At 70.0% G+C, this 21,322-nt stretch carries 21 protein-coding genes; 8 read left to right on the forward strand and 13 right to left on the reverse strand.

The window, feature by feature from the left end; genetic code table 11:
- Positions 1-64: 64 nt before the first annotated feature.
- Complete coding sequence (locus H074_RS37620; protein ID WP_007035346.1) at positions 65-535, reverse strand: tRNA (cytidine(34)-2'-O)-methyltransferase; 471 nt, start codon at positions 533-535, stop codon at positions 65-67.
- Between the two features lie 111 nt (positions 536-646).
- Here H074_RS37620 and H074_RS37625 point away from each other — a divergent pair, with 111 nt between their 5' ends.
- Complete coding sequence (locus tag H074_RS37625; RefSeq protein ID WP_007035347.1) at positions 647-2,242, forward strand: alkaline phosphatase D family protein; 1,596 nt, start codon at positions 647-649, stop codon at positions 2,240-2,242.
- On the opposite strand, the gene H074_RS37630 is transcribed toward H074_RS37625, so the two are convergent.
- From H074_RS37630 to H074_RS37655, 6 genes are all read right to left on the reverse strand, one after another.
- A complete protein-coding gene (locus H074_RS37630) occupies positions 2,230-2,661 on the reverse strand; it encodes an acyl-CoA thioesterase (protein ID WP_007035348.1) in 432 nt (143 codons plus the stop codon). The genes H074_RS37625 and H074_RS37630 overlap by 13 nt on opposite strands.
- A gap of 72 nt (positions 2,662-2,733) precedes the next feature.
- Positions 2,734-4,020, reverse strand: a complete 1,287-nt coding sequence (locus H074_RS37635) for an alpha/beta hydrolase family protein (RefSeq protein WP_051072095.1) — start codon at positions 4,018-4,020, stop codon at positions 2,734-2,736.
- A 101-nt stretch (positions 4,021-4,121) separates the two neighbouring features.
- A complete protein-coding gene (locus H074_RS37640) occupies positions 4,122-5,063 on the reverse strand; it encodes a TAXI family TRAP transporter solute-binding subunit (RefSeq protein WP_039924545.1) in 942 nt (313 codons plus the stop codon).
- Between the two features lie 2 nt (positions 5,064-5,065).
- On the reverse strand, positions 5,066-6,463 hold the full coding sequence (locus H074_RS37645; protein WP_007035351.1) for a sensor histidine kinase: 1,398 nt from the start codon (positions 6,461-6,463) through the stop codon (positions 5,066-5,068).
- A gap of 3 nt (positions 6,464-6,466) precedes the next feature.
- Positions 6,467-7,129 (reverse strand): response regulator transcription factor, encoded by a 663-nt coding sequence (locus tag H074_RS37650; RefSeq protein WP_039924546.1) that lies wholly within the window; start codon positions 7,127-7,129, stop codon positions 6,467-6,469.
- 16 nt (positions 7,130-7,145) lie between these two features.
- Positions 7,146-8,504 (reverse strand): MFS transporter, encoded by a 1,359-nt coding sequence (locus H074_RS37655; RefSeq protein ID WP_007035353.1) that lies wholly within the window; start codon positions 8,502-8,504, stop codon positions 7,146-7,148.
- A gap of 191 nt (positions 8,505-8,695) precedes the next feature.
- Here H074_RS37655 and fabG point away from each other — a divergent pair, with 191 nt between their 5' ends.
- Positions 8,696-9,400 (forward strand): beta-ketoacyl-ACP reductase, encoded by a 705-nt coding sequence (fabG, locus tag H074_RS37660; RefSeq protein ID WP_007035354.1) that lies wholly within the window; start codon positions 8,696-8,698, stop codon positions 9,398-9,400.
- A gap of 52 nt (positions 9,401-9,452) precedes the next feature.
- Positions 9,453-10,220, forward strand: coding sequence for an enoyl-ACP reductase FabI (gene fabI / locus H074_RS37665; RefSeq protein WP_007035355.1), 768 nt, complete (start codon positions 9,453-9,455; stop codon positions 10,218-10,220).
- A 153-nt stretch (positions 10,221-10,373) separates the two neighbouring features.
- On the opposite strand, the gene H074_RS37670 is transcribed toward fabI, so the two are convergent.
- Positions 10,374-11,555, reverse strand: coding sequence for a Cmx/CmrA family chloramphenicol efflux MFS transporter (locus tag H074_RS37670; RefSeq protein ID WP_039924530.1), 1,182 nt, complete (start codon positions 11,553-11,555; stop codon positions 10,374-10,376).
- Between the two features lie 70 nt (positions 11,556-11,625).
- Positions 11,626-12,210 carry a TetR/AcrR family transcriptional regulator gene (locus H074_RS37675; RefSeq protein ID WP_007035357.1) on the reverse strand — a complete coding sequence of 195 codons (585 nt, stop codon included), beginning with the start codon at positions 12,208-12,210 and terminating at the stop codon, positions 11,626-11,628.
- Between the two features lie 85 nt (positions 12,211-12,295).
- Here H074_RS37675 and H074_RS37680 point away from each other — a divergent pair, with 85 nt between their 5' ends.
- Entirely contained in the window at positions 12,296-13,342 is a 1,047-nt protein-coding gene (locus H074_RS37680; protein WP_007035358.1) for a ferrochelatase, read from the forward strand.
- Positions 13,343-13,528: 186 nt separating this feature from the next.
- On the opposite strand, the gene H074_RS37685 is transcribed toward H074_RS37680, so the two are convergent.
- Together H074_RS37685 and H074_RS37690 are read right to left on the reverse strand one after the other, a co-directional pair.
- Entirely contained in the window at positions 13,529-14,140 is a 612-nt protein-coding gene (locus tag H074_RS37685) for a hypothetical protein (RefSeq protein ID WP_007035359.1), read from the reverse strand.
- Positions 14,137-14,730, reverse strand: coding sequence for a TetR/AcrR family transcriptional regulator (locus H074_RS37690; RefSeq protein WP_007035360.1), 594 nt, complete (start codon positions 14,728-14,730; stop codon positions 14,137-14,139). Before H074_RS37690 ends, H074_RS37685 begins: the two co-directional genes overlap by 4 nt.
- Before the next feature lie 88 nt (positions 14,731-14,818).
- Here H074_RS37690 and H074_RS37695 point away from each other — a divergent pair, with 88 nt between their 5' ends.
- Entirely contained in the window at positions 14,819-15,715 is an 897-nt protein-coding gene (locus H074_RS37695; protein WP_007035361.1) for an alpha/beta fold hydrolase, read from the forward strand.
- Positions 15,712-16,332, forward strand: a complete 621-nt coding sequence (locus tag H074_RS37700) for a VC0807 family protein (protein WP_007035362.1) — start codon at positions 15,712-15,714, stop codon at positions 16,330-16,332. Before H074_RS37695 ends, H074_RS37700 begins: the two co-directional genes overlap by 4 nt.
- A 9-nt stretch (positions 16,333-16,341) precedes the next feature.
- Here the strand turns inward: H074_RS37700 and H074_RS37705 are convergent, their stop codons facing one another.
- Together H074_RS37705 and H074_RS37710 are read right to left on the reverse strand one after the other, a co-directional pair.
- On the reverse strand, positions 16,342-17,139 hold the full coding sequence (locus H074_RS37705; RefSeq protein WP_007035363.1) for a hypothetical protein: 798 nt from the start codon (positions 17,137-17,139) through the stop codon (positions 16,342-16,344).
- A 221-nt stretch (positions 17,140-17,360) separates the two neighbouring features.
- On the reverse strand, positions 17,361-17,819 hold the full coding sequence (locus tag H074_RS37710; RefSeq protein ID WP_039924532.1) for a hypothetical protein: 459 nt from the start codon (positions 17,817-17,819) through the stop codon (positions 17,361-17,363).
- Between the two features lie 132 nt (positions 17,820-17,951).
- On the opposite strand from H074_RS37710, the gene H074_RS37715 reads away from it, so the two are divergent.
- Together H074_RS37715 and H074_RS37720 are read left to right on the forward strand one after the other, a co-directional pair.
- On the forward strand, positions 17,952-19,349 hold the full coding sequence (locus tag H074_RS37715) for a sigma 54-interacting transcriptional regulator (RefSeq protein WP_007035365.1): 1,398 nt from the start codon (positions 17,952-17,954) through the stop codon (positions 19,347-19,349).
- Entirely contained in the window at positions 19,346-21,304 is a 1,959-nt protein-coding gene (locus tag H074_RS37720) for a vWA domain-containing protein (RefSeq protein ID WP_007035366.1), read from the forward strand. The genes H074_RS37715 and H074_RS37720 overlap by 4 nt, the downstream gene beginning before the upstream one ends.
- Positions 21,305-21,322 lie beyond the last annotated feature (18 nt).

A 21,322-nucleotide genomic window follows, 5' to 3' on the forward strand; every position in this document is an offset into this window, starting at 1 on the left:
TCAAGATCACTAGCAGAGGCCCGACCCATACCCGCAACCGGCATCAAAGACAGGCTCTTACCACTCACGAGCCACTGGGAGTCGCGAAGCCGTTCTGCCGCCAAGCCTCGTAGACGCTGATCGCCGCGGTGTTCGAAAGGTTCAGCGACCGGCTCGTCGGCAGCATCGGCAGCCGTACCCGGTCGGTCACCTGGGAGGAGCCCTGCACTTCGGCAGGCAGCCCCGCCGACTCCGGCCCGAACATCAGCACGTCTCCTGGCTCGTACGCGACGTCGGTGTGCAGCCGCGTCGCCGAAGCGCTGAACGCGTAGACCCGGGCGGGCAGCAAGGCCGCCCAAGCCGCGTCGAGATCCGCGTGGACGTGGACGCGCGCGAGGTCGTGGTAGTCGAGCCCGGCGCGCCGCAGCTGCTTGTCCTCCAGCGTGAAACCGAGCGGCTCCACCAGGTGGAGTTCGCAGCCGGTGTTCGCGGTCAAGCGGATCGCGTTACCCGTGTTGGGCGGGATTTCGGGGCGGTAGAACAGGATGCGGAACACGAGGGTTGATCGTCTTTCGTTCATGGGCGCTTCGCCTGAGCGCGGCCGGGCGGCCATCAAGCCGGACGAGCATGAGGCCCGCCCGTGACCATCCCACCACAGGAGGGCTTCATGCCTTCGATCCCTCACCCCCTGTCGCGGCGTCGCTTCCTCGGTTATGGCTCCGCCGGCGCGGCCGCCGTCCTGCTGGGGACCGGTGCCTGGAACGCCGCCGGCGCGATGCCGCTCGCTCGCGGTGCCGGCAACCCGTTCACCCTCGGCGTCGCGTCGGGTGACCCGTTGCCCGGCGGTGTCGTGCTCTGGACCAGGCTCGCGCCGCAGCCTTACGAGGCCGACGGTTTCGGCGGCATGCCGCGGACGCCGGTCCGCGTCGAGTACGAGGTGTCGCTCGACGAGCGTTTCCGCGCCGTCGTCCGCCGCGGCTCCGTGGTCGCCACGCCCGAACTCGGCCACTCCGTGCATCCCGAGATCCACGGCCTCGCGCCGGACCACGAGTACTTCTACCGCTTCCGCACCGGCGGCGAGATCTCGCCGGTCGGCCGCACCCGGACGGCGCCCGTGGCGTGGTCGTCACCGCGCGAGCTGAACTTCGCGTTCGCGTCCTGCCAGAACTGGGAGGCCGGGCACTTCACCGCGTATGACCACATGGCGGCCGAGGACCTGGACCTGGTCGTGCATCTGGGCGACTACCTCTACGAAAGCGGCGTCACGGGCGTCGGCCGCGGAACGCCGGTGGGACCGCAGTTCAAGGGCGAGACCTTCGACCTGGCGCGCTACCGGCTCCAGTACGCGCTCTACAAGTCCGAAGCGCCGCTGATGGCCGCGCACGCCGCCTTCCCGTGGATCCACGTCAACGACGACCACGAGGTGGAGAACAACTGGGCGGGCGACATCTCCCAGGTCGACAAGGAACCGGACCAGGATCCCGCGGTGTTCCGCCAGCGGCGCGCCCAGGCGTTCCAGGCGATGTACGAGCACCTGCCGTATCGCATCGCCCAGTTGCCGAAGGGGCCGGACGCGCGTCTTCACCGGCGGCTGAGCTACGGCACGCTGGCCGACTTCACCATGCTCGACACCCGCCAGTACCGCGACGACCAGCCGTGCGGTGACGGCCAGTCGGCGAACTGCGCCGAGCGCTTCGACGAGGACCGCACCCTGCTCGGTGCGGAGCAGCGGAAGTGGCTGCTCGACGGTTTCTCCCGCTCCCACGCGCGGTGGCAGATCCTCGGCAACCAGGCGCCGATGGGGCAGACCGACACCGACGCCGGCGAGGCCATGAACGTCTACCTCGACCCGTGGGACGGCTACGTCGCCGACCGCGACCGCGTGCTCGCCGCGGCGCAGGATCGCGGGGTGCGGAACCTGGTGGTCATCACCGGCGACAGGCATCAGAACTACGCCTGGGACCTCAAGCGCGACTTCGCCGACCCGGGTTCGCCCACCGTGGCGAGCGAGTTCGTCGGGACGTCGATCACCAGCGGCGGCAACGGCGCCGACATGACGCCCGCCGGGGAGAACCTGCTGAAGGCCAACCCGCACATGAAGTTCTTCAACAGCCAGCGCGGGTACGTCCGGGTCAACGTCAACCGGCAGCGATGGCGGAGTGACTTCCGGGTGGTGCCGTTCGTCAACACCCCCGGCGCGCCGATCAGCACGCGCGCCAGCTACGTCGTCGAGGACCGGCGCCCCGGCGTTCAGTCCGCCTGAGCGGGCAGGAAGGCGGCGTACGCCTCGCGCACCGACGCGGGCGGCGCCGCCTTCTTGAGCGTCGCCGGGTCGACGAAGACGTAACGGGTCTTCACTTCCGTGCACACGTCGCCGCCGCGGGTGATCTCGAAGTCGATGATCAGTGACGTCGTGCCGAGATGGTCCAGGAAGACGGCCACGGCCAGTTCGTCGTCGTAGCGGCAAGGCGCGCGGTAGCGGAGGTTCGACTCGGCGACGACGACGTCGACTCCGCGGGCCAACGCCGCCTGGTGCGAGCCGAAGAGGGCTTTCTCCACTTCGAACATGGCCATGTCGACGTAGGCGAGATAGTTCGCGTTGAACACGATGCCCTGCCCGTCGCATTCGTGGTAGCGCACGCGCAGCGGCATCTCGACGATCGGTTTCCGTGGCTCGGTCACGGTTCCAACCTACGTGAAGGCCCCCTCCCCCCGGCTCGACCCGAGAGGAAGGGGGCCTTCACGCGCGTCCGCCTACTCGATGAAGTCGATGTCCGGATGGCGGGGTGACTCGCCGTCGAACAGGTGCCGGTCACGGCCCTTCAGGTGCAGATCGAAGAACGCGCCGATGTAGTCCCGCTGCGCGGCGAGCGAACGACGGGGATCGATGGTGCCGATGACCGCCTCCCGCTTCTCCGGCGCGACTCGCGAACCGAGCTGCGGCACCACGACCTGCAGGTCGCTGTACGCCATGTGCGTGCTGCCGCCGCGCAGCAGCAGGTCACGCTTCCAGCCTCGCTGGTTGGCCCAGAAGTCCGCCCAGCTGCGGTCGAATTCGGGATGCCGGTGCGTGTGTTCGAGCGGTTTTCCGTTCTCGTCGACGCCTTCGGCGCCCATCAACAGGAACGGCCGGTCGAGACCGCGTTTCGTGACCTCGCCCGGCACGTAGGCACTGCCCGGCGGGTAGCCGAACGCGGTCGCCATCGCGCCGTCGAGGTTGATCCCCGCGTCGACACGGCGGTCGTGGATCATCGTCTCACCGGCGGTGAACCCGCCGTAGGAGTGGCCGTAGGCGCCGACCCTGGACAGATCGAGCGACCAGCCGAGCCCGCGCGGGAGCGGCCGGTTCTCCGCGTCCGGGTTCTGCCCGCGGCTGATCTTCGCCAGCTGGTCGAGGACGAACCTGCTGTCGGCGACCCGGGCGTCGAGCGCCTTCTTCATGAACTCGGGTTCCTCGCCCGGCGGAACGGCCGTTTCGAGTCGTCCGCCGGGGAACTCGACCGCGGCGCTCTCGTAGGTGTGCGAGAGCGAGACGACGACGTACCCGCGGCTCGCCAGGTCGTCGACGATCGCCGAGTACGTCTCCCGCGGCCCGCCGAAACCGGGGGAGAAGAGCGCCACGGGCTTCGGCGCGCCCTGCGCCACGGGGACGCCGAGCCCGGCGCGCCGCTTCGCCGACGCCCAGTCGATGGAACCGGCCGGGAGACCGAGGTAGTCCTCACCCGCCAGCATCTGATCGATGACGGTGCCGATGCCGGGCGTGAGCCACGGCGCCCGGGGTCCGTCGGCGAGCCGGTCCGCCGGATAGGTGACGGTGGCCATGAGTTCCCGGCGCCGTTCCGGTTTCCACGGATCGGGGCGGGACGGGTCGACGAGGTGGAGGTCGGTGGTGCCGACTTCGTACGGGCCGGTGAGGGCCGGTGCGGTGAGCTTGGCCTGGTCGGCCGCGACGGCGGGGGCCGCCGTGGCGAGCCCGCCCGCGAGCGCGAGGCCCGCGATCAGCGCCGAACCCCGCACCACCCTGGTGTGTCTCGATGACACTGCTTCGAGTCCTTCCGGATCGGGGCGGCCCGATGGCCGCCTGCTTCCGACCCTGGCAGCGCGCCGGTGCGACGCGCATCCCTCTGAAGACGGAGCCTTGATCACCCGTGCAGGGCACGGTAGGCCGACGCGGCTCCGGGATGCAGCGGGACCTTGCCGGTGCCGATCAGCGTCCGGACGTCGAGGAACTGCGTCCCCACCGCGGCCGCCGGGACCAGGTCGGCGGCGTGCCCGGCCAGCACCCGCGCCACCGCCGCCGCGACGTCGTCGGGTAGTGAAGGAGCCGCCAGCAGCAGGTTCGCGACGCCGATCGTCCGCAGTTCACCGACCCCCTGATAGGCCTGCGCCGGAACGTGGACCTGGTCGTACACCGGGCCGTAGCCCGCGCGCAGCGCGGGAAGGTGGCTGTCGAGCGGGAGGAGCGTGATCGGGGTGGTCCGGTTCAGCTCGGTGAGCGCGGGCGTCGGGATCCCGCCGGACCAGAGCAGCGCGTCGACCTCGTGCGCCGCCAGCGCGTTGATCGCTTCACCCAAGAGCAGGTTCTTCGCCTTCACGGGGACTTCGGCGCGGGCGAACAGACGCGTGCTGAACACCGCGACGCCGGACCCGCTCGCGCCCATCGCCACCGGCCGCCCGGTCAGATCGGCGAGCGACCGCACGCCGCCGTCCGCCCGGACCACGAGCTGGTGGTAGTTCTCGTAGACGCGGCCGATGGCCGAGAACGCGATCGGAACGGAGAACGGCTCCGCACCGGCGAAGGCGGACTCGGCGACGTCGCCGAGGACGAGCCCGAGATCGGCCCGGCCGTCGCGCAGCCGCCGCAGGTTCTCGACACTGGCCTCGGTGGCGACGGCCGTCGCGCGCAGCCGCGGTTCCGCCAGGTTCAGCTGCTGGGCCAAGAGTTCCGCGAAGGCGAGATAGAACCCGCCGCTCTCGCCCGCGGCGACGACGACCTCTCGCTCCGGGCCCCGGTAGCCCGCGGTGGAGCATCCCGCGAGCGTCGCGAGCCCGGCGAGGAGCGCGGTACGCCTGGTGACGGTCATGGTCATTCCCCTGCCGCGAGAGGGAGTTCGACGCGGACTTCGAGCCCGTACGGTTTCGCCTCGCGCAGTTCGAGTTTCCCGCCCCGGGCGAGCACGTGCTGACTCGCGATCGCCAGCCCCAGGCCCGTTCCGCGCGGCGCGCCGTCGCCACCGGCACGCCAGAATCGTTCGGTCGCGCGTGCGCGGTCCTCTGGGGACAGTCCAGGACCGTTGTCGGACACGAAGACCGTGGCTGTGGTGTCGCCGGTTTCGTAGCCGGTGGTGATCGTGGCGCCCTGTCCCGCGTAACGCACCGCGTTGTCCAGCAGGACATCCAGCACTTGGGCCAGCTCGCTTTCCGCGCACCGCACCGGCACCGGCTCGTCGTGGCCTTCCGACGCCGCGAGGCCGACTCCCGCGTCTTCGGCCGAGGGACGCCACGCGTCGACCCGTTCGGCCAGGACGGCCGGGAGATCGCAGGGTTCGTCGCCGGACTCACCCGCGGCGAGCCGGGTCGCGGCGCTTTCGGCGAGCGCCAGCGCGAGCAGACCGTCGAGCAGGGACTCCAGGCGCTCGACCTCCGCGACGGTCGCCCGGTAGGCCCGCTGGCCGTCCCCGTCGACCTGCGCGGCCAGGGAGTCCACTCGCAACCGCAAGGCCGCCATGGGATTCCGCAGCTGGTGCGACGCGTCCGCGACGAGCCGCCGCTGCTGTTCGGACGCCTCGACGACGGCGTCGGACATCCGGTTGAACGACGTCGCGAGGGAACGCAGCTCGCGGGGCCCGGCCCGGTCGGGAACCTGTGCGCGATGCCCTTCGGTCACCGCCTGCACGCCGGTCTCCAGTTCGTGCAGCGGCCGCACCATCCAGCGGGCCAGCAGAACCGCGAGCAGCACGAACACCGCCGCGACCAGCACCGCGCCCGCGACGATCGCGGCCCAGCGGGCGGCGACGTCGGCCGCCGCCGTGGTCACCGACGCGCGAAGCACGACCACGCCGGCCACCCGGGTCCCGGTGCCCACCGGACGGGCGAAAAGGACCGGATCCGCCGACCACGGGCTCAGCTGCTCCGGTCCCTGCGCGGGCTGGTTGCGCAGTGCGGCTTCGACGAGTGAGCGGACCACCGCGTCCGCGGCGGTCATCCCGCCGGTTTCGACCAGCGGCACCCCGCACGCGTCGACCACCACGACCGCTTCGCCGTATAACGACGAATACCGCGCGGCGTCTACCGCCAGCGCGGTCGGGTCGGCGGCGTCGACGGCCTGCTGGGCGAGGACGACGAACCGGTCGACATCGGCGTTGCGGGCGATCACCAGCTGCTGGGTCCGCTGCGCGGCGGTCGACCCGAACAGCGGGACGGCGAACGCGGCGACCACGGTCAGCGCGAGCGCGACGAGGACGACCAGCAGCCGGGCGCGCACCGGTCAGTCCCGGCCCAGCCGGTAGCCGAAACCCCGGATCGTGGTCAGCAGTCCCGGCCGGTCGAGCTTCGCGCGCAGCTGGGTCAGGTGCACGTCGAGCGAGCGGGAGACGGCGAGGTACGCGTCGCCCCAGACCTCGTCCATCAGCTGCTGACGGCTCACCGCTGTGCCCGGGCGGGCGGCGAGCACGGCCAGGACGGCGAACTCCTTGGCGGTGAGCCCGATGTCGTGCCCGTCGACCAGCACGCGCCGCGCGCCGAGGTCGATCTCGACGTCCTCGACGCGCACGACGCCGTCCCGCGGCGCGGCGGAGACGGCGGCGCGGCGTACGACCGCGTCCATCCTGGCCAGCAGTTCGGCCAGACGGACCGGTTTGGTCAGGTAGTCGTCGGCGCCGAGCCGCAGCCCGCGCACCACGGACCGTTCGTCCCCGCTCGCGGTGAGCACGAGCACCGGCACCGGCGAGACCTGCCGGACCTTTCTGAGCACGTCCAGCCCGTTCATGTCGGGCAGGTTGAGATCGAGCAGGATCACGTCGGCCGCGCGGTGCCGGTGCAGCGCGTCGCTGCCGCGGATGGCATGGGAGACGGTGTGGCCGCGCGCCTGCAGCGCTTCGGCGAGCGCGTCGGCGACACCGGCGTCGTCCTCGACGAGCAGCACCCGCACGGCCACACCTTCCCGCCTAGCCTTCGCGGCCGGACACGAGCTCGGGCTCGGGCTGCTTCTTCTTGTCCAGCTCCGAGGTCTTCGAGGTTTCCCGCATTGTGCCGTACACGATCAGCGAGACCAGGACACAGCCCGCGACGTAGTAGAAGAACACCGATTCGTGGCCCGCTCCCTTGAGCGCCTGCGCGATGAGCTCGGCGGTGCCGCCGAAGATCGCGACGGTGAGCGCGTAGGGGAGACCGACGCCGATCGCGCGGATCTTCGTCGGGAACAGTTCGGCCTTCACGATCGCGTTGATCGAGGTGTACCCGGTGACGATCACCAGTCCGGCCAGCATCAGCAGGAAGGCGAGCACCGGCTGCTTCGTCCCGCCCATCAGCGTCATGATCGGGACGGTCAGCAGCGTGCCGGCGATCCCGAAGAACATCAGCAGCGGACGGCGGCCGATGCGGTCGGACAGCTTCCCCGCGAACGGCTGCAGGATCGCGGCGACGAGGATCGCGCAGAACAGGATCAGCGTGACCGTCCGGCGCGGGATGCCCGCGGTGTTCTCCATGAACTTCTGGCTGTAGGTGGCGAAGGTGTAGAACGACACCGTGCCGCCGAGGGTGAGGCCGATGACGAGCGCGATCTCCTTGGGGTACTTGATCAGCGCGCGCAGCGTGCCCTTGTCGCCGGCGTCCTTGCCGGTGCCGGAGGCCTTGGTCTCCTCGAAGCTGGCCGACTCGTCCATCCCGCGGCGCAGGAGCATCACCACGACCGCGGCGAGCGCGCCGACGACGAAGGCGATCCGCCAGCCCCACGAGGTCAGCTGCTGCTCGGTCAGGACGGCCTGCAGCAGCAGCTGGAGACCGAGCGCCAGCAGCTGGCCGCCGTACAGCGTCACGTACTGGAAGCTGGAGTAGAAGCCGCGCTTGCCCGGAGTGGCCACTTCGGACAGATAGGTCGCGGAGGTCGAGTACTCGCCGCCGACCGAGAGCCCCTGGACGAGCCGGGCGACCAGGAGCAGGATCGGCGCGGCGATCCCGATCGTGGCGTAGGTCGGGGTCACGGCGATCATCAGCGACCCCGTCGCCATCAACGTGACGGAAAGCACGAGTGCGCTTCGTCGCCCGAACCGGTCGGCGAACCGGCCCAGCATCCAGCCGCCGAGTGGCCGCATGAGGAATCCGACGGCGAACACCGCCGCGGTGCCGAGGAAGGCCGCCGTCGTGTCCTTGGTGGGGAAGAAGGACTTCGCGAAGTACGTGGTGAAGGCGGCGTAGGCGTACCAGTCGTACCACTCGACCAGGTTGCCGATCGAGCCGCGCAGCACGTTGCCGACGACTCGTCGCTCGCTTACGGGCGGCGACGCCGCGCCGATCCGGGTTGTCATCTTTGACCTCCTGTGTTCCGGCTCACGGTGAACAATCCGTGACCGCCGGGCAAGGTTTCGGCGCGGTTCCTAACATCCGCTTAGGACAGTCGCGGTTACCCGGAGGTAGGGGTGGCGTGGCTCCGGCGCGAACCCGGCGAGCCGATAGCCTCAGTGCCGTCAGCGCGACAGGACGAGGCGAGGAGAACTCTGTGGGACGGTCGGTACTGGTCACCGGCGGCAACCGCGGCATCGGTTTGGCGATCGCGAAGGACCTCGCGGCGCAGGGACACAAGGTCGCGATCACGCACCGCGGTTCCGGCGCGCCCGAAGGCCTCTTCGGGGTGCAGGCCGACGTCACCGACGCCGAGCAGATCGACGCCGCCTTCAAGCTCGTCGAGGAGCACCAGGGCCCGGTGGAGGTCCTCGTCGCGAACGCCGGCATGACCGACGACACGCTCCTGATGCGCATGAGCGAGGAGCAGTTCACCCGCGTGGTGGACGCCAACCTCACCGGCGCGTACCGCGTCGCCAAGCGCGCCTCCCGCGGCATGCTGCGCGGCAAGTGGGGCCGCTACATCTTCATTTCGTCCGTGGTCGGCCTCAGCGGGTCGGCGGGTCAGGTCAACTACGCGGCGAGCAAGGCCGGTCTCGTCGGTCTCGCCCGTTCGCTCGCGCGTGAGCTGGGCTCGCGCAACATCACGTCGAACGTCATCGCGCCGGGCTTCGTCGCCACGGACATGACCGACGAGCTCGGCGAGGACCGCAAGAAGGAGATCCTCGCCCAGGTTCCCTCCGGCCGGTACGCCGAGCCGTCGGAGATCGCCGCCGCCGTCCGCTACCTGGCCTCCGAAGAGGCCGGTTACGTCAACGGCGCGGTGCTGCCGGTCGACGGCGGCCTCGGCATGGGCCACTGACGTCCCCCCTTTTTTCCCGTACCGATCGAAACCACTCCGGACTGGAGGTCCCGTGCCAGGACTGCTCGAAGGCAAGCGCCTGCTGATCACCGGCGTCATCACCGACGCCTCGCTCGCGTTCCACGCGGCCAAGATCGCGCAGCAGGAGGGCGCGAAGGTCGTGCTCACCGGCTTCGGCAGGCTGTCGCTCGTCGAGCGCATCGCCAAGCGGCTCCCCGTGGAGGCGCCGGTGCTGGAGCTGGACGTCACCAACCAGGAGCACCTCGACTCGCTCGCCGACCGTGTCCGTGAGCACGTCGACGGACTCGACGGCGTGCTGCACTCGATCGGGTTCGCGCCGCAGTCGTGCCTCGGCGCGCCGTTCCTGGACGCCCCCAGCGAGGACGTGAAGGTGGCCGTCGACGTCTCGGCGTACTCCTTCAAGGCGCTCGCGGTCGCGACCCTGCCGCTGCTCTCGCGCGGTTCGTCGATCGTCGGCATGGACTTCGACGCGCGCGTCGCGTGGCCCGTCTACAACTGGATGGGCGTGGCGAAGGCGGCGCTGGAGTCGGTGAACCGGTATCTGGCGCGCGACCTCGGCCCGAAGGGTATCCGGGTCAACCTGGTCAGCGCCGGTCCGATGAAGACCATGGCGGCGAAGTCGATCCCCGGTTTCTCCGAGCTGGAGGAGGGCTGGGGCGACCGCGCGCCGCTCGGCTGGGACAGCTCCGACCCGGACCCGACGGCGAAGTCGGTCTGTGCCGTGCTGTCGGACTGGTTGCCCGCCACGACCGGCTCGATGATCATGGTCGACGGCGGAGTGCACGCCCTCGGCATCTGAGCCCCGCAAGTACATGAAGGCCCCCATCCTTGCGCCAGGCGCAAGGATGGGGGCCTTCATGTACTTCAGGGGAGGCACCGTCAGTGTCTCCTGTGGACATTCGGCGGAAGAACTCGTCGAGAGTGGTTCGGGTTCGTTCGGACATGATTCTCCTTACTGGGTAATAGGTTCGCGAAGCAGGCGGGTGTCGTCGGTGCGCTGGACACCGGCGGCGAAGGTGAGTGCGAGCACGGTGGCCGCGCCGAGTCCGGCGCTCACCCACGCGACGCTCGGATAGCCGAGGCCGGCGTCGATCGACTCGCCGCCGAGCCAGGGACCGACGGTGTTGCCGACGTTGAAGGCGGCGGTCGTGCTCGCGCCGACGAGCGTGGGCGCGTTGCCCGCGACGGCGAAGGCGCGGACGTTCAGGGCGGGATTGATCCCGAACCCGGCGACGCCGAACAGGAACACGGCGAAGATCGCGACCGGGGTCGCCGGGCCGGAGAGCGCGAGCAGCACCAGGGCGAGCAGGGCGACCGCGAGGCCGCCGTAGAGGGTCGCGAAGGGCCTCGCGTCGGCGAGCCTGCCGCCGGCGGTGATACCGATCAGCGCGCCGAGCCCGAACAGGGAAAGCACCCCCGGCACCCAGCTTTCCGGCAACCCGGCGACGTCGGTCAGCAAGGGCGCGAGGTAGCTGAAGGTCGCGAAGATCATCGCCTGCGCGAGCGCGATCACGCCGAGCGCCAGCCAGAACCGGCCGCCGCGGTAGAGCCGCAGTTCGGTCGCGATGTCGGTCTTGTCCTCGCCGTTCTGGGTCTCCGGGACCAGGGCGAAGACGCCGATCAACGCGATGACGGTGAGGGCCGTGACCGCCCAGAACGCCGCGCGCCAGCCCGCGTGCTGGCCGAGGAAAGTCCCGGCGGGCACCCCGGCGATGTTCGCGACGGTGAGCCCGCCGACCAGGATGGCCAGCGCACGGCCACGGCGTTCGGCCGGGACCAGTGCGACGGCGGTGGCCGCGGCGACCGCCCAGAACCCGGCGCAGGCGACGGCGCTGACGACGCGGGTCGCGAAGAGCAAGGCGTATCCCGACCCCAGCGCGCCGACGACGTGCGAGATCCCGAAGACCACGAGCAGGGCCATCAGGGTTGCGCGCCTCGGCACCTTGAGTGTCGCGATCGCGAGCAGGGGAGCGCCGACCACCATGCCGATCGCGAAAGCCGAGATGAGCAGGCCGGCTTCCGGGATGCCGACGTTCAGATCGGCCGCCATCCCCGGCAGCAGGCCGGTGATCATGAACTCGGACGTGCCGAGCGCGAACACGCTCAGTCCGAGTACGCAGACTGCCAAAGGCACGGGAATTCCCTCCAGTTTTGTATTGATCAGTCCAAAATGTGGGCAGCGTTGCGCACGGGCTTGCTTCGGTCTACTTCGCGGCGATCGCGTTCAGTGCGATGTCGGCGACGGCCTCCATGGCGGCCCGTCCGGCGCCGCGGCGGGACATCAGCCGCAGCCCGGCGACGGTGCTGTGCGCGAACTCCGCGATGGCGCCGGGTTCGCGGCCGCCGGCGATCGTCCCGTCGAGTTGTCCTTCCCTGGCGCAGGCCGAGAGAAGGGTGAGATGTCGTCTGGTGTCGGCGTCGATCCGCGCCTTGACCTCGGGATCACGGTCGCCGAATTCGGCCACCGTGTTGACCACGAGACAGCCCCGGCCGTGGTGCGTGACTTCCTCGTCGATCGTGTGCGAGAACAGGGCGCGGAACCGCTCGATCCCGGTCCCGGATTCCTCCAGCAGGGCCGTTCTGGCCACGATTCCACGCTCGGCGTAGTGGTCGAGCGCGCGCATGAACAGTTCGTGCTTGCTGGTGAAGGTGTTGTAGATGCTGCTGCGACCCAGGCCGGTGGCTTCGCAGAGGGCCTGTGTCGACGTGCCCTCGTAGCCGCAGGCCCAGAACGCGTCCATGGCGTGCCCGATCGCGGCGCGTTCGTCGAATTCCTTCGGCCTGGCCATGGAACCGACCGTACCATGTTTTGGATCGGTCGGTTCAAAACGGGCCGGGTCAGCGTGCGTGGCGCCACACCGGCAAGATGACGGGGTGGGTTACGACGCGCTGCTTTGGCTTTCGTTCGGTGGTCCCGAGGGACCCGACGAGGTGATGCCGTTCCTGGAGAACGTCACGCGGGGACGAGGGGTCCCCCGGGAACGGCTGCTCGAGGTCTCCGAGCACTACCAGCACTTCGGCGGGGTCTCGCCGATCAACCGGCTGAACCGGGACGCGATTTCCGCGGTGGAGAAGCGGCTCGCGGCCGCCGGGATCGATCTGCCCGTCCACTTCGGTAACCGCAACTGGCGGCCGATGGTCGAGGACACGCTGGCCGAGATCACCGAGTCGGGTGCTCAGCGCGTCTTGGTCTTCCCGACGAGCGCGTACGGCGGCTATTCCGCCTGCCGTCAGTACGACGAGGACATCGAGCGCGCCCGTGCGGCGGTCGGCGACGGCGCGCCCGAACTGGTGAAGCTGCGGCAGTTCTTCGACCACCCGCTGTTCATCGCCGCTTTCGCCGACGCCGTTCGCGCCGCGCACGCGAAGCTGGGGAACCAGCCCGGGACCAGGACGGTGTTCTGTGCCCACTCGGTGCCCGAGTCCGCCGACACCGCCTCCGGACCGCCCTCGGAAGGCGGACGGCGCTACTCACGCCAGATCGCCGAGGCCGCCCGCCTCGTCGCGGCCGAAGCCGGGATCGAGACCTACGACGTCGTCTGGCAGTCGCGCTCCGGCCCGCCGCAGGTGCCGTGGCTGGAGCCGGACATCGTCGACCACATCGACGCGCTGCACGCGGAAGGCGTCACCTCGGTGGTCGTCTGCCCGGTCGGTTTCGTGTCCGACCACCTCGAGGTGATCTGGGACCTCGACAACGAGGCCGCCGAGCGGGCCGCGGAGCACGGAATGGGCTTCGCGCGAGCCGCGACGCCGGACACCGACCCGCGCTTCGCCGAGCTCGTCGTGGAGCTGATCCGGGAACACATCGAGGGGGCGCCGGCGCGGAAGCTGTCGCCGTTCCCGGCGGCCGGGTGCACGGTCAACGGGTCGCCTTGCGCGGTGGGGTGCTGCGAGCCCGCGAAGAGGCCCGCGCGCCCGTAAGTGATCGGGCCTCGTGAGTGGTGAGGACGGTTCTAACCGTCCTCACCACTCACGAGCCTCCGTCAACGTCGCGAAAGCCACTTTCGGGACATCCAACGTCGCGAAAGTGGCTTCGCGACACGCCCCGACACCACGCCACGTTCGCCTTACCCCTCAATAGAACCGTCCTTACCACTCACGACGAGGTCAGTCGTAGAAGTTGATGTCCCTGGACATGACGTTCAGGCGTTTCGTCGTGGTCAGCGTCCCGCCGTAGTGGTAACAGCGGATTCCGGTGTCCACCCACTCGTCGTCGACACCCAGCCGGACGGTCGTCACTTCCGGCATCTTGTCGCAGCGCAGCACGTCGTCCGCGTCGAGCGGGTCGCCGTTCTGGAAGGCCATGATCGATTCGTGGAATTCCCGGTGCACCTGGTCCCGGAGGAGGAAACGCGCCTTCGGGGTGATGTCCTGTCTGTAGGTGTCGAGGGCCAGGCCGGGGGAGTAGTCGTACACCCGGGCGTCGATCTGGATGATCTGGTCCTTTAAACGGGCCGAGCAGCTCAGCGACTGGCCGGAAAACTCGCCGCACTGGAGAGTGAGGCCCGGGTTCGGTCCGCCGATCATGTCCTCCGCCCGTCCTTTGATGTCGTACTGGACTTTGCCCGCGAGGTCGCTCGGAGCCTTCTCCCTCTCGGCCGCCGAGGTGGGTGCGGGACTGGGGACGGGTTCCGTGGTGGCTTCGTCGTATCTCGGCCCGCATGCGCTGAGCAGGGCGAGTGATGCGACGGCGAGGACCGGCGCGGAGCGGCGCGTCATCGGGGGTTCCTTCGTGTGGCGGTGATCCGTGACAGGTGGAGGTCGATGAGGGCGATGGCCTCGTCGCCGGACTGGTAGCCGAGGAGCACCGCGTCGGCCAGGCCGGACACCAGGGCCAGCAGGAGGACGGCCTCGGTGGCCGGGTCGACGGTGGGCACGAGATCGCCGTCCGCCCGTGCGGCCGCGAGCAGGGCCGCCACCGTGTCGCGGAGCAGGCGATGGCCGGTCCGGAAGTGGCAGGCGATCTCCGGGTCCTTGAGAGCGCGCACGAGGAACGCGTTGGCGACCAGCGCGTCGTCCCGTGCGGCCTCGTCCAGGGGAAGCAAGGCGATGAGCAGATCCCGCACGCGGACCCCGTCCCCCGACCGGGCGACGATGCGCTCCTCGAGCGCGCCCCGCAAGGTGGTCGTCGCATAACGCAGCATGTCGTCCCTCGACGCGAAGTAGTGCTGGACGAACCCTTTCGAGATCCCTGCTTCGGCCGCGACCTCGTTCAGGCTGACCCCTTCGAGTCCCCGGTCGGCCGCGATGCGGCGCACGGCCGCGGCGATCTGCTGCCGCCGGTGCTCGTGATCGACTCGCTTGGGCACGCGCTCCTCCTTTTGGCAGTCCGATTGGATTGCCAACTTCTCACGAACTGTTTACAATCCGATCGTACCGTAAAGAGGAGGGGTGCGAATGAAGGTGGGCGGTTTCGCCTCGTCGGAGGCACGTGCCGAGTACGAGGCCGTCTACGAACGAGGTCTGGCGGCTTTGCCCGCGCCGGCCGGGATCCATGACGTCCAGACGGCGTTCGGGGTGGCGCGCGTGTACCGGTTCGGGCAGCCGGGTGGAACGCCGATCGTGCTGTTGCCCGGCCGCGCGGGGACCGCGGTGATGTGGGAACCCAACCTGACCGCGCTGCTCGGGCACGGCGAGGTCTACGCGGTGGACCTCATCGGCGAAGCCGGCCGCAGTGAACAGACCGTCCCGATCCGCGACGGTGCGGATCAGGCCGCGTGGCTGAGTACGGTGCTGGCGGAACTCGACCTGGCGGCCGTGCATCTGATCGGGTACTCGTTCGGCGGCTGGCTCGCGGTCAATCTCGCCGTACGGGCGCCGGAGCGGCTGAGGTCGCTCACCGTGATCGACCCTGTGCTGACGTTCGGCGGCCTGACCGTGGGATTGGTGGTCCGTGCCACGCTCGCCGCGATCCCCGGCATCGACCGGTGGGCGCGCCCGGCGTTCCTCGACTGGATTTCCGGTGGCGCGGAGGTCGACGCAGCGGACCCGGTGGCGCGGGTGATCGACGAGGGGATGCGGACCTACCGCATCGCCCTGCCGTCGCCCAAGTTGTTCACCGACGAGCAGTTGCGTTCGCTGCGGATGCCCGTGCTGGCCCTGATCGCCGGGCGCAGTGTCATCCACCACCCGGAACGCGCGGCCGCCCGCGCCCGCGAACTCCTGCGGCTGGGACAGGTCGAGCTGTGGCCATCGGCGACCCATGCGATCGCCGGTGAAGCCGCGACCGAGGTCAACGCGCGTGTCCTGACCTTCCTGGCCGACTGCGAAGCGGCGGGGGAAACGGGCTCATGACCGCGCACGGCAAGAACCCCACGCTCTCCCTGCTGCTCTGGGACGTCGCGCTGCCGTTGGCCGCCTACTACGGGCTCCGGCTCGCCGGGCAGAGTGAGCAGGTTTCGTTGCTGGCCGGGGCGGTGGCGGCCGCGGCCCGGATCGCGTGGGTCGCCGTCCGCGACCGGTCCTTCGACGGCTTCGCCGCGTTGCTGGCCGGTGTGCTCGGGGTCGGGCTGGTGCTTTCGCTGGTCACCGGTGATGCGAAATTCTTGCTGCTGAAGGAGTCCTTCGCCACCGCGACCGCCGCGATCGTGCTGCTGCTGAGCTGCTTCAGCCGTACGCCCATGGTGCTCGTCGCCGTGCGGGCCGGTTCCAGTGTGGCCAAACGCGCGGAGATCGACCGGCTCGGCGACGAGGTCCCCGCCTTCCGGCGGGCCTTCACCCGGATGTCGGCGGTGTGGGGAGTGGTGTTGCTGCTGGAGGCCGCCGTTCGGGTGCCGCTGGTCTACACGTTGTCCGCCGACGTGATGAACGGGCTCAGCGTGGTCCTGCTGATCGCCGTCATCGGCGGGCTCTCGCTGTGGTCTGTGCGGTATGCCGAGAAAGTCCAGAAGAGACACACCGTGGCCACGTGAACAGCCCGGCTACGGATGCCTGTCCGCCTGCTCGGCGAACACCCGCACCGCTTCGTTGATCGCCGCGCACCGGGCGTTGCGGACGGCTTCGGTCAGCGGTCGCAAGGCCTCCGCCCGCCGAAGCGCCGCCGACGAGGAGAGCGCGCCGCCCGGATCGTCGGATTCGGCGATGGCGAGGATCGCCGCGATCTCCTCGGATCGCTGGAGCACCCGCAGGGCCCGGCCGGGCATCCCGGCGGGCCAGGGGGCGTCGGTGGCCGACCGGAGCCGCGCCGAGAGTTCCGCCCGCACGCCCGGCCGTTCACGGGCGACATCCAGCGCCTGCAGCGCACCTGCGCTCGAACGGATCGCGTCGGTCAGGCCGTGCTCGGCCTCGCCCAGCGGGCGGTACTCGAGGACACCCGGTGTGGGGACCGAGTACACGGTCCACCGCATGAGACCTTCGGCGATCGCCTCGGGAACCACTCCGTAGCCGAGATCCGGCAGCACGACGGCCTCGCCGGTCCGCAGCGCGGCCTCGGTGAACGGCCCGCCGCCACCCAGCCCCCGGACGTCACCGGGCACCGGAAGCAGCAGCTGCATGCTCTTGGCCCCCTGCGAGCGCAGGGCGAGCAGCAGCTGGACCGGGGTCGCGGCCCTGTTGAACGCGAGCGGCAGGTCGAACGCCTCGGCGGCCGCCGCGTCCGCGGCGACGAAGTCGTGGGCTTCGCCCCAGACCTGCAGGGCGTCAAGGACGTCGTCGGAGGCGGCGGCTCCGTTCAGCCACGCCGAAGACCAGACCGCGAGGGTCGCACTAGGACGGCACACTGGATTGATTTTAGTCGTGCTTCCAGGGAAACCCGGAAATGGGCGGGTTATCGAGGGGTAAGGCAATCGTGGCGTGTTGCGAAAGCTTCTTTCGCACCTTCACGTACTTCAGGCGACTTGAGCGGCGGACCGTGGTGGGCTCGTGAGTGGTAAGGACGGTTAGAACCGTCCCTACCACTCACGAGGATCGCCACCAGGAAACGCCATCTTTGCCCTACCCCTCAACAACCCAGGCTTGACTTCTCCTCTCGTCGGTGTGCGAACAGCTCCCGCAGACGGGTCCCGTTGGCGATCACCGCGACACCGATCAGGACGAGTCCGCAGAGTCCTTGTTCGATCCGCATCCACACCGGCAGGAAGCCGGGGAGCGAGATCAGCACCGCGATGGCCACGACCATGGCCGCCGACGCGATCCGCAGCCGCAGGTACGCGCCACGACGGCCGCGCGCGGTCCCGAGGACGAACAGGAGCAGCACCACGGACGCGACGAGGACGCCCTCGCCGCGGACCCAGACGACGTCGGTCACCAGATCCGGCCGGTTCCGCCAGAGGTACGCCACGACGAGCGCGAGCACGCTGAGGCCGATGTAACAGGAGACGAGCACCTTCATCCGGAGGAAGGCGGTGCGGACGGGAGGGTGGCCGAGTTCGTAGTCCGGCACGGGTGGTTTCTTGGGCATGGGTCCAGCCTCCCGGGCGGGCGCAGTCGCCACATCGACCGATCCTTTGACCGTCACTCAACCGATCGGTTGATCCGGAGCTGGAGTTGCTTCACATCGACAGGGCCACACTCGCGACGTAGCGTCGAACGGGTGAACGAAGTTCCCGCAAACCTGCCCCGGACCGCCGGGGACCTTCGCGCGGCGGGTCACCTGCCGCGGTCGATCAAACAAGAACTGCACGACAACCTGCTCGCGAAGCTCCGTGCCGGGGAAGACGCCTGGCCCGGGATCGTCGGTTTCTCGCGCACCGTGCTGCCGCAACTGGAACGTGCGCTGCTGGCCGGGCACGACGTCGTCCTCCTCGGCGAACGCGGCCAGGGCAAGACCCGGCTGCTGCGCACCCTCGCGGGACTCCTCGACGAATGGACGCCCGTCATCGAGGGTGCCGAGCTGGCCGAGCACCCGCTCGACCCGATCACCCCGGAATCGCGCCGTCGCGCCGCCGAACTCGGCGACGCCCTGCCGGTGACCTGGCGCCACCGCGACGAGCGGTACACGGAAAAGCTGGCCACACCGGACACCTCGGTCGGTGACCTGATCGGCGACGTCGACCCGGTGAAGGTCGCGGAAGGCCGCAGCCTCGGCGATCCCGAGACCATCCACTTCGGACTCGTCCCGCGTGCCCACCGCGGCATCGTGGCGATCAACGAGCTGCCGGACCTCGCCGAGCGCATCCAGGTCGCGCTGCTGAACGTGATGGAGGAACGCGACATCCAGGTGCGCGGCTACACCCTGCGCCTGCCGCTGGACGTGCTGCTGGTGTCGACGGCCAACCCGGAGGACTACACCAACCGGGGCCGCATCATCACCCCGCTCAAGGACCGGTTCGGCGCCGAGATCCGGACGCACTACCCGCTCGACGTCGACGCCGAGATCGCGGTCGTCCGGCAGGAGGCGCATCTGGTCGCCGAGGTCGGCGAGCCGCTGCTGGAGGTGCTCGCCCGGTTCGTGCGGAATCTGCGTGAATCGCCGGTCATCGACCAGCGGTCCGGCGTCTCGGCCCGGTTCGCCGTCGCGGCGGCGGAAACGGTCGGCGCGGCGGCGCTGCGCCGGTCCGCGCTCACCGGCGAGGAACCCGCCGTGGCGCGTCCGGTCGACCTCGGCGCGGTGCCCGCCGTCCTGCGCGGCAAGCTCGAATTCGAGCCGGGGGAGGAGGGACGCGAGACCGAACACCTCGTGCACCTGCTGCGCCGGGCGGTCGCGGAGACGGCCCGCTCGCGGTTCGCGGGCTTGGATCTGCTGCCGTTGGCCGACGCCGTCGAGTCCGGGCACCTGGTGGCCACCGGGGAGCGCGTACCCGGCAAGGACGTCCTCGCCGCGCTGCCGGAATTGCCCGTGCTCCACGACGTCGCCGCGCGTGCGGGCGTCGCGCCGGACGAACCGGCGGGGCGGATCGCGGCCGCGGTCGAACTGGCGTTGGAATCCTTGTTCTTGTCGAGGAAACTCGCCAAGGACTCCGACGACTCGACGACCGTCTACGGCCGATGAGTTTCCTCCCCGAAGGTTATTCGTACGGGCCGTGGCACGACGGCCCGGATCCGCTGGCGCCGCCGGCGGATCTGAGGGACGCGCTCGACGAGATCGGCCGCGACGTGATGGCGGGCGCCTCTCCCCGGTCCGCTCTGGAAGAACTGCTGCGACGAGGCACGCCGCGCACCGCCGGGCTGGACGAGCTGACCAGGCGGCTCTGGCAGCGCCGGTCGGAGATCCAGCGGCGGCACCGGCTGGACGGCACGCTCCAAGAGGTCCAGCGGCTGCTCGACCAGGCGCTGGAGGCCGAACGGCGCGAGCTGTTCCCCGATCCGGACGACGACGCCCGCTTCCGCGAGGCCCAGCTGGACGCGCTGCCGCCGGGAACGGCGGCGGCCGTGCGCGAACTCGCCGGGTACGGCTGGCGTTCGCGGCAGGGCAGGGAGAACTACGAGAAGATCCGCGACCTGCTCGGCCGTGAGCTGCTGGATTCCCGCTTCGAAGGAATGAAGGAGGCACTGCGGAACGCCGGGCCGGAAGAGGCGGAGCGGGCCAACCGGATGCTCGCCGGCCTCAACGACCTCCTGGCCGCGCACGCCCAGGGCCGTGAGGACGTCCCGGAGCGGTTCGCGGAGTTCATGCGCGAGCACGGCGAGTTCTTCCCGGAGAACCCGAAGAACGTCGAAGAGCTGATCGACGTCCTCGCCGCTCGCGCCGCGGCCGCGCAGCGGATGCTCAACTCGATGACCCCGGAACAGCGGGCCGAACTGGCCGAACTGTCGCAGCAGGCGTTCGGCGGCCCCCGGCTCGCGCAGCAGCTGTCCACTTTGGATGCCCAGTTGCGGGCGCTGCGGCCCGGTGAGGACTGGACGTCGTCGGAACGCTTCCGGGGCAACGATCCGCTGGGTCTCGGCGAGGGTGCGCGGGCGATGTCGGATCTGGCCGAACTGGACGCGCTGGCCGAGCAGCTCGGCCAGTCGTACCCGGGCGCGAGGCTCGAGGACATCGACGTCGACGCCCTCGAACGGCAGCTGGGACCGGACGCCGGCGTCGACGCGCGGCGGCTGTCCGAACTGGAACGCGAGCTCCGGCGCCAAGGTCTCTTCGAGCGTGCCCCCGATGGAACACTCCGGTTGTCGCCCAAGGCTTTGCGACGGCTGGGCGAGACGGCGCTCGCGGATGTCGTGAACGCGTTGCGCGGCAAGACCGGACAGCGGGAGACCGAATCGGCCGGGGCCGCGGGTGAGCCGACCGGCGCGACCAGGCCGTGGCGGTTCGGGGACATGCAGCCGTGGGATGTGTCCAGGACGGTCCGCAACTCGGTCCTGCGCTCGGTGTCGATGGGCGAACGGTCGGTCCGGATGGACGTTTCGGACGTCGAGGTGATCGAGACCGAGCACCGGTCACGCGCGGCGGTGGCGTTGCTCGTGGACACCTCGTGGTCGATGGTGCAGGAGGGCCGCTGGCTGCCGATGAAACGGACGGCGCTCGCGTTGCACCAGCTGATCAGCACGCGGTTCCGGAACGACGCCCTCCAGCTGATCACCTTCGGCCGGTACGCGACGTCGGTCGAATTGGCCGAACTGGTGGGCCTCGAGGGCGCTTGGGAGCAGGGCACCAACGCCCACCACGCCCTGCTCCTGGCCGGGCGGCATCTGCGGCGGCATCCCGACGCGCAGCCGGTGGTCCTGATGGTCACCGACGGCGAACCGACGGCGCATCTGGAACCCGATGGCACGGCGGACTTCGACTATCCACCCCAGCCGAGGACGTTGCTCAAGACACTGTCCGAAGTGGACCGGATGGCGAAGCTGGGCGCGTCGGTGACGGTGTTCAGGCTCGGGGACGACCCGCGCCTGACGGAGTTCGTCGACCTCATCGCGCGCCGCTCGGGCGGCCGGGTCGTCGCTCCTGACCTGGACGGACTCGGTGCCGCCGTGGTCGGCGACTACCTGCGGTCCAGGAAGCGGTAGGTCACTGCCGGATACGCT

This window comes from Amycolatopsis decaplanina DSM 44594 (genome assembly GCF_000342005.1).
Taxonomy (GTDB): domain Bacteria; phylum Actinomycetota; class Actinomycetes; order Mycobacteriales; family Pseudonocardiaceae; genus Amycolatopsis; species Amycolatopsis decaplanina.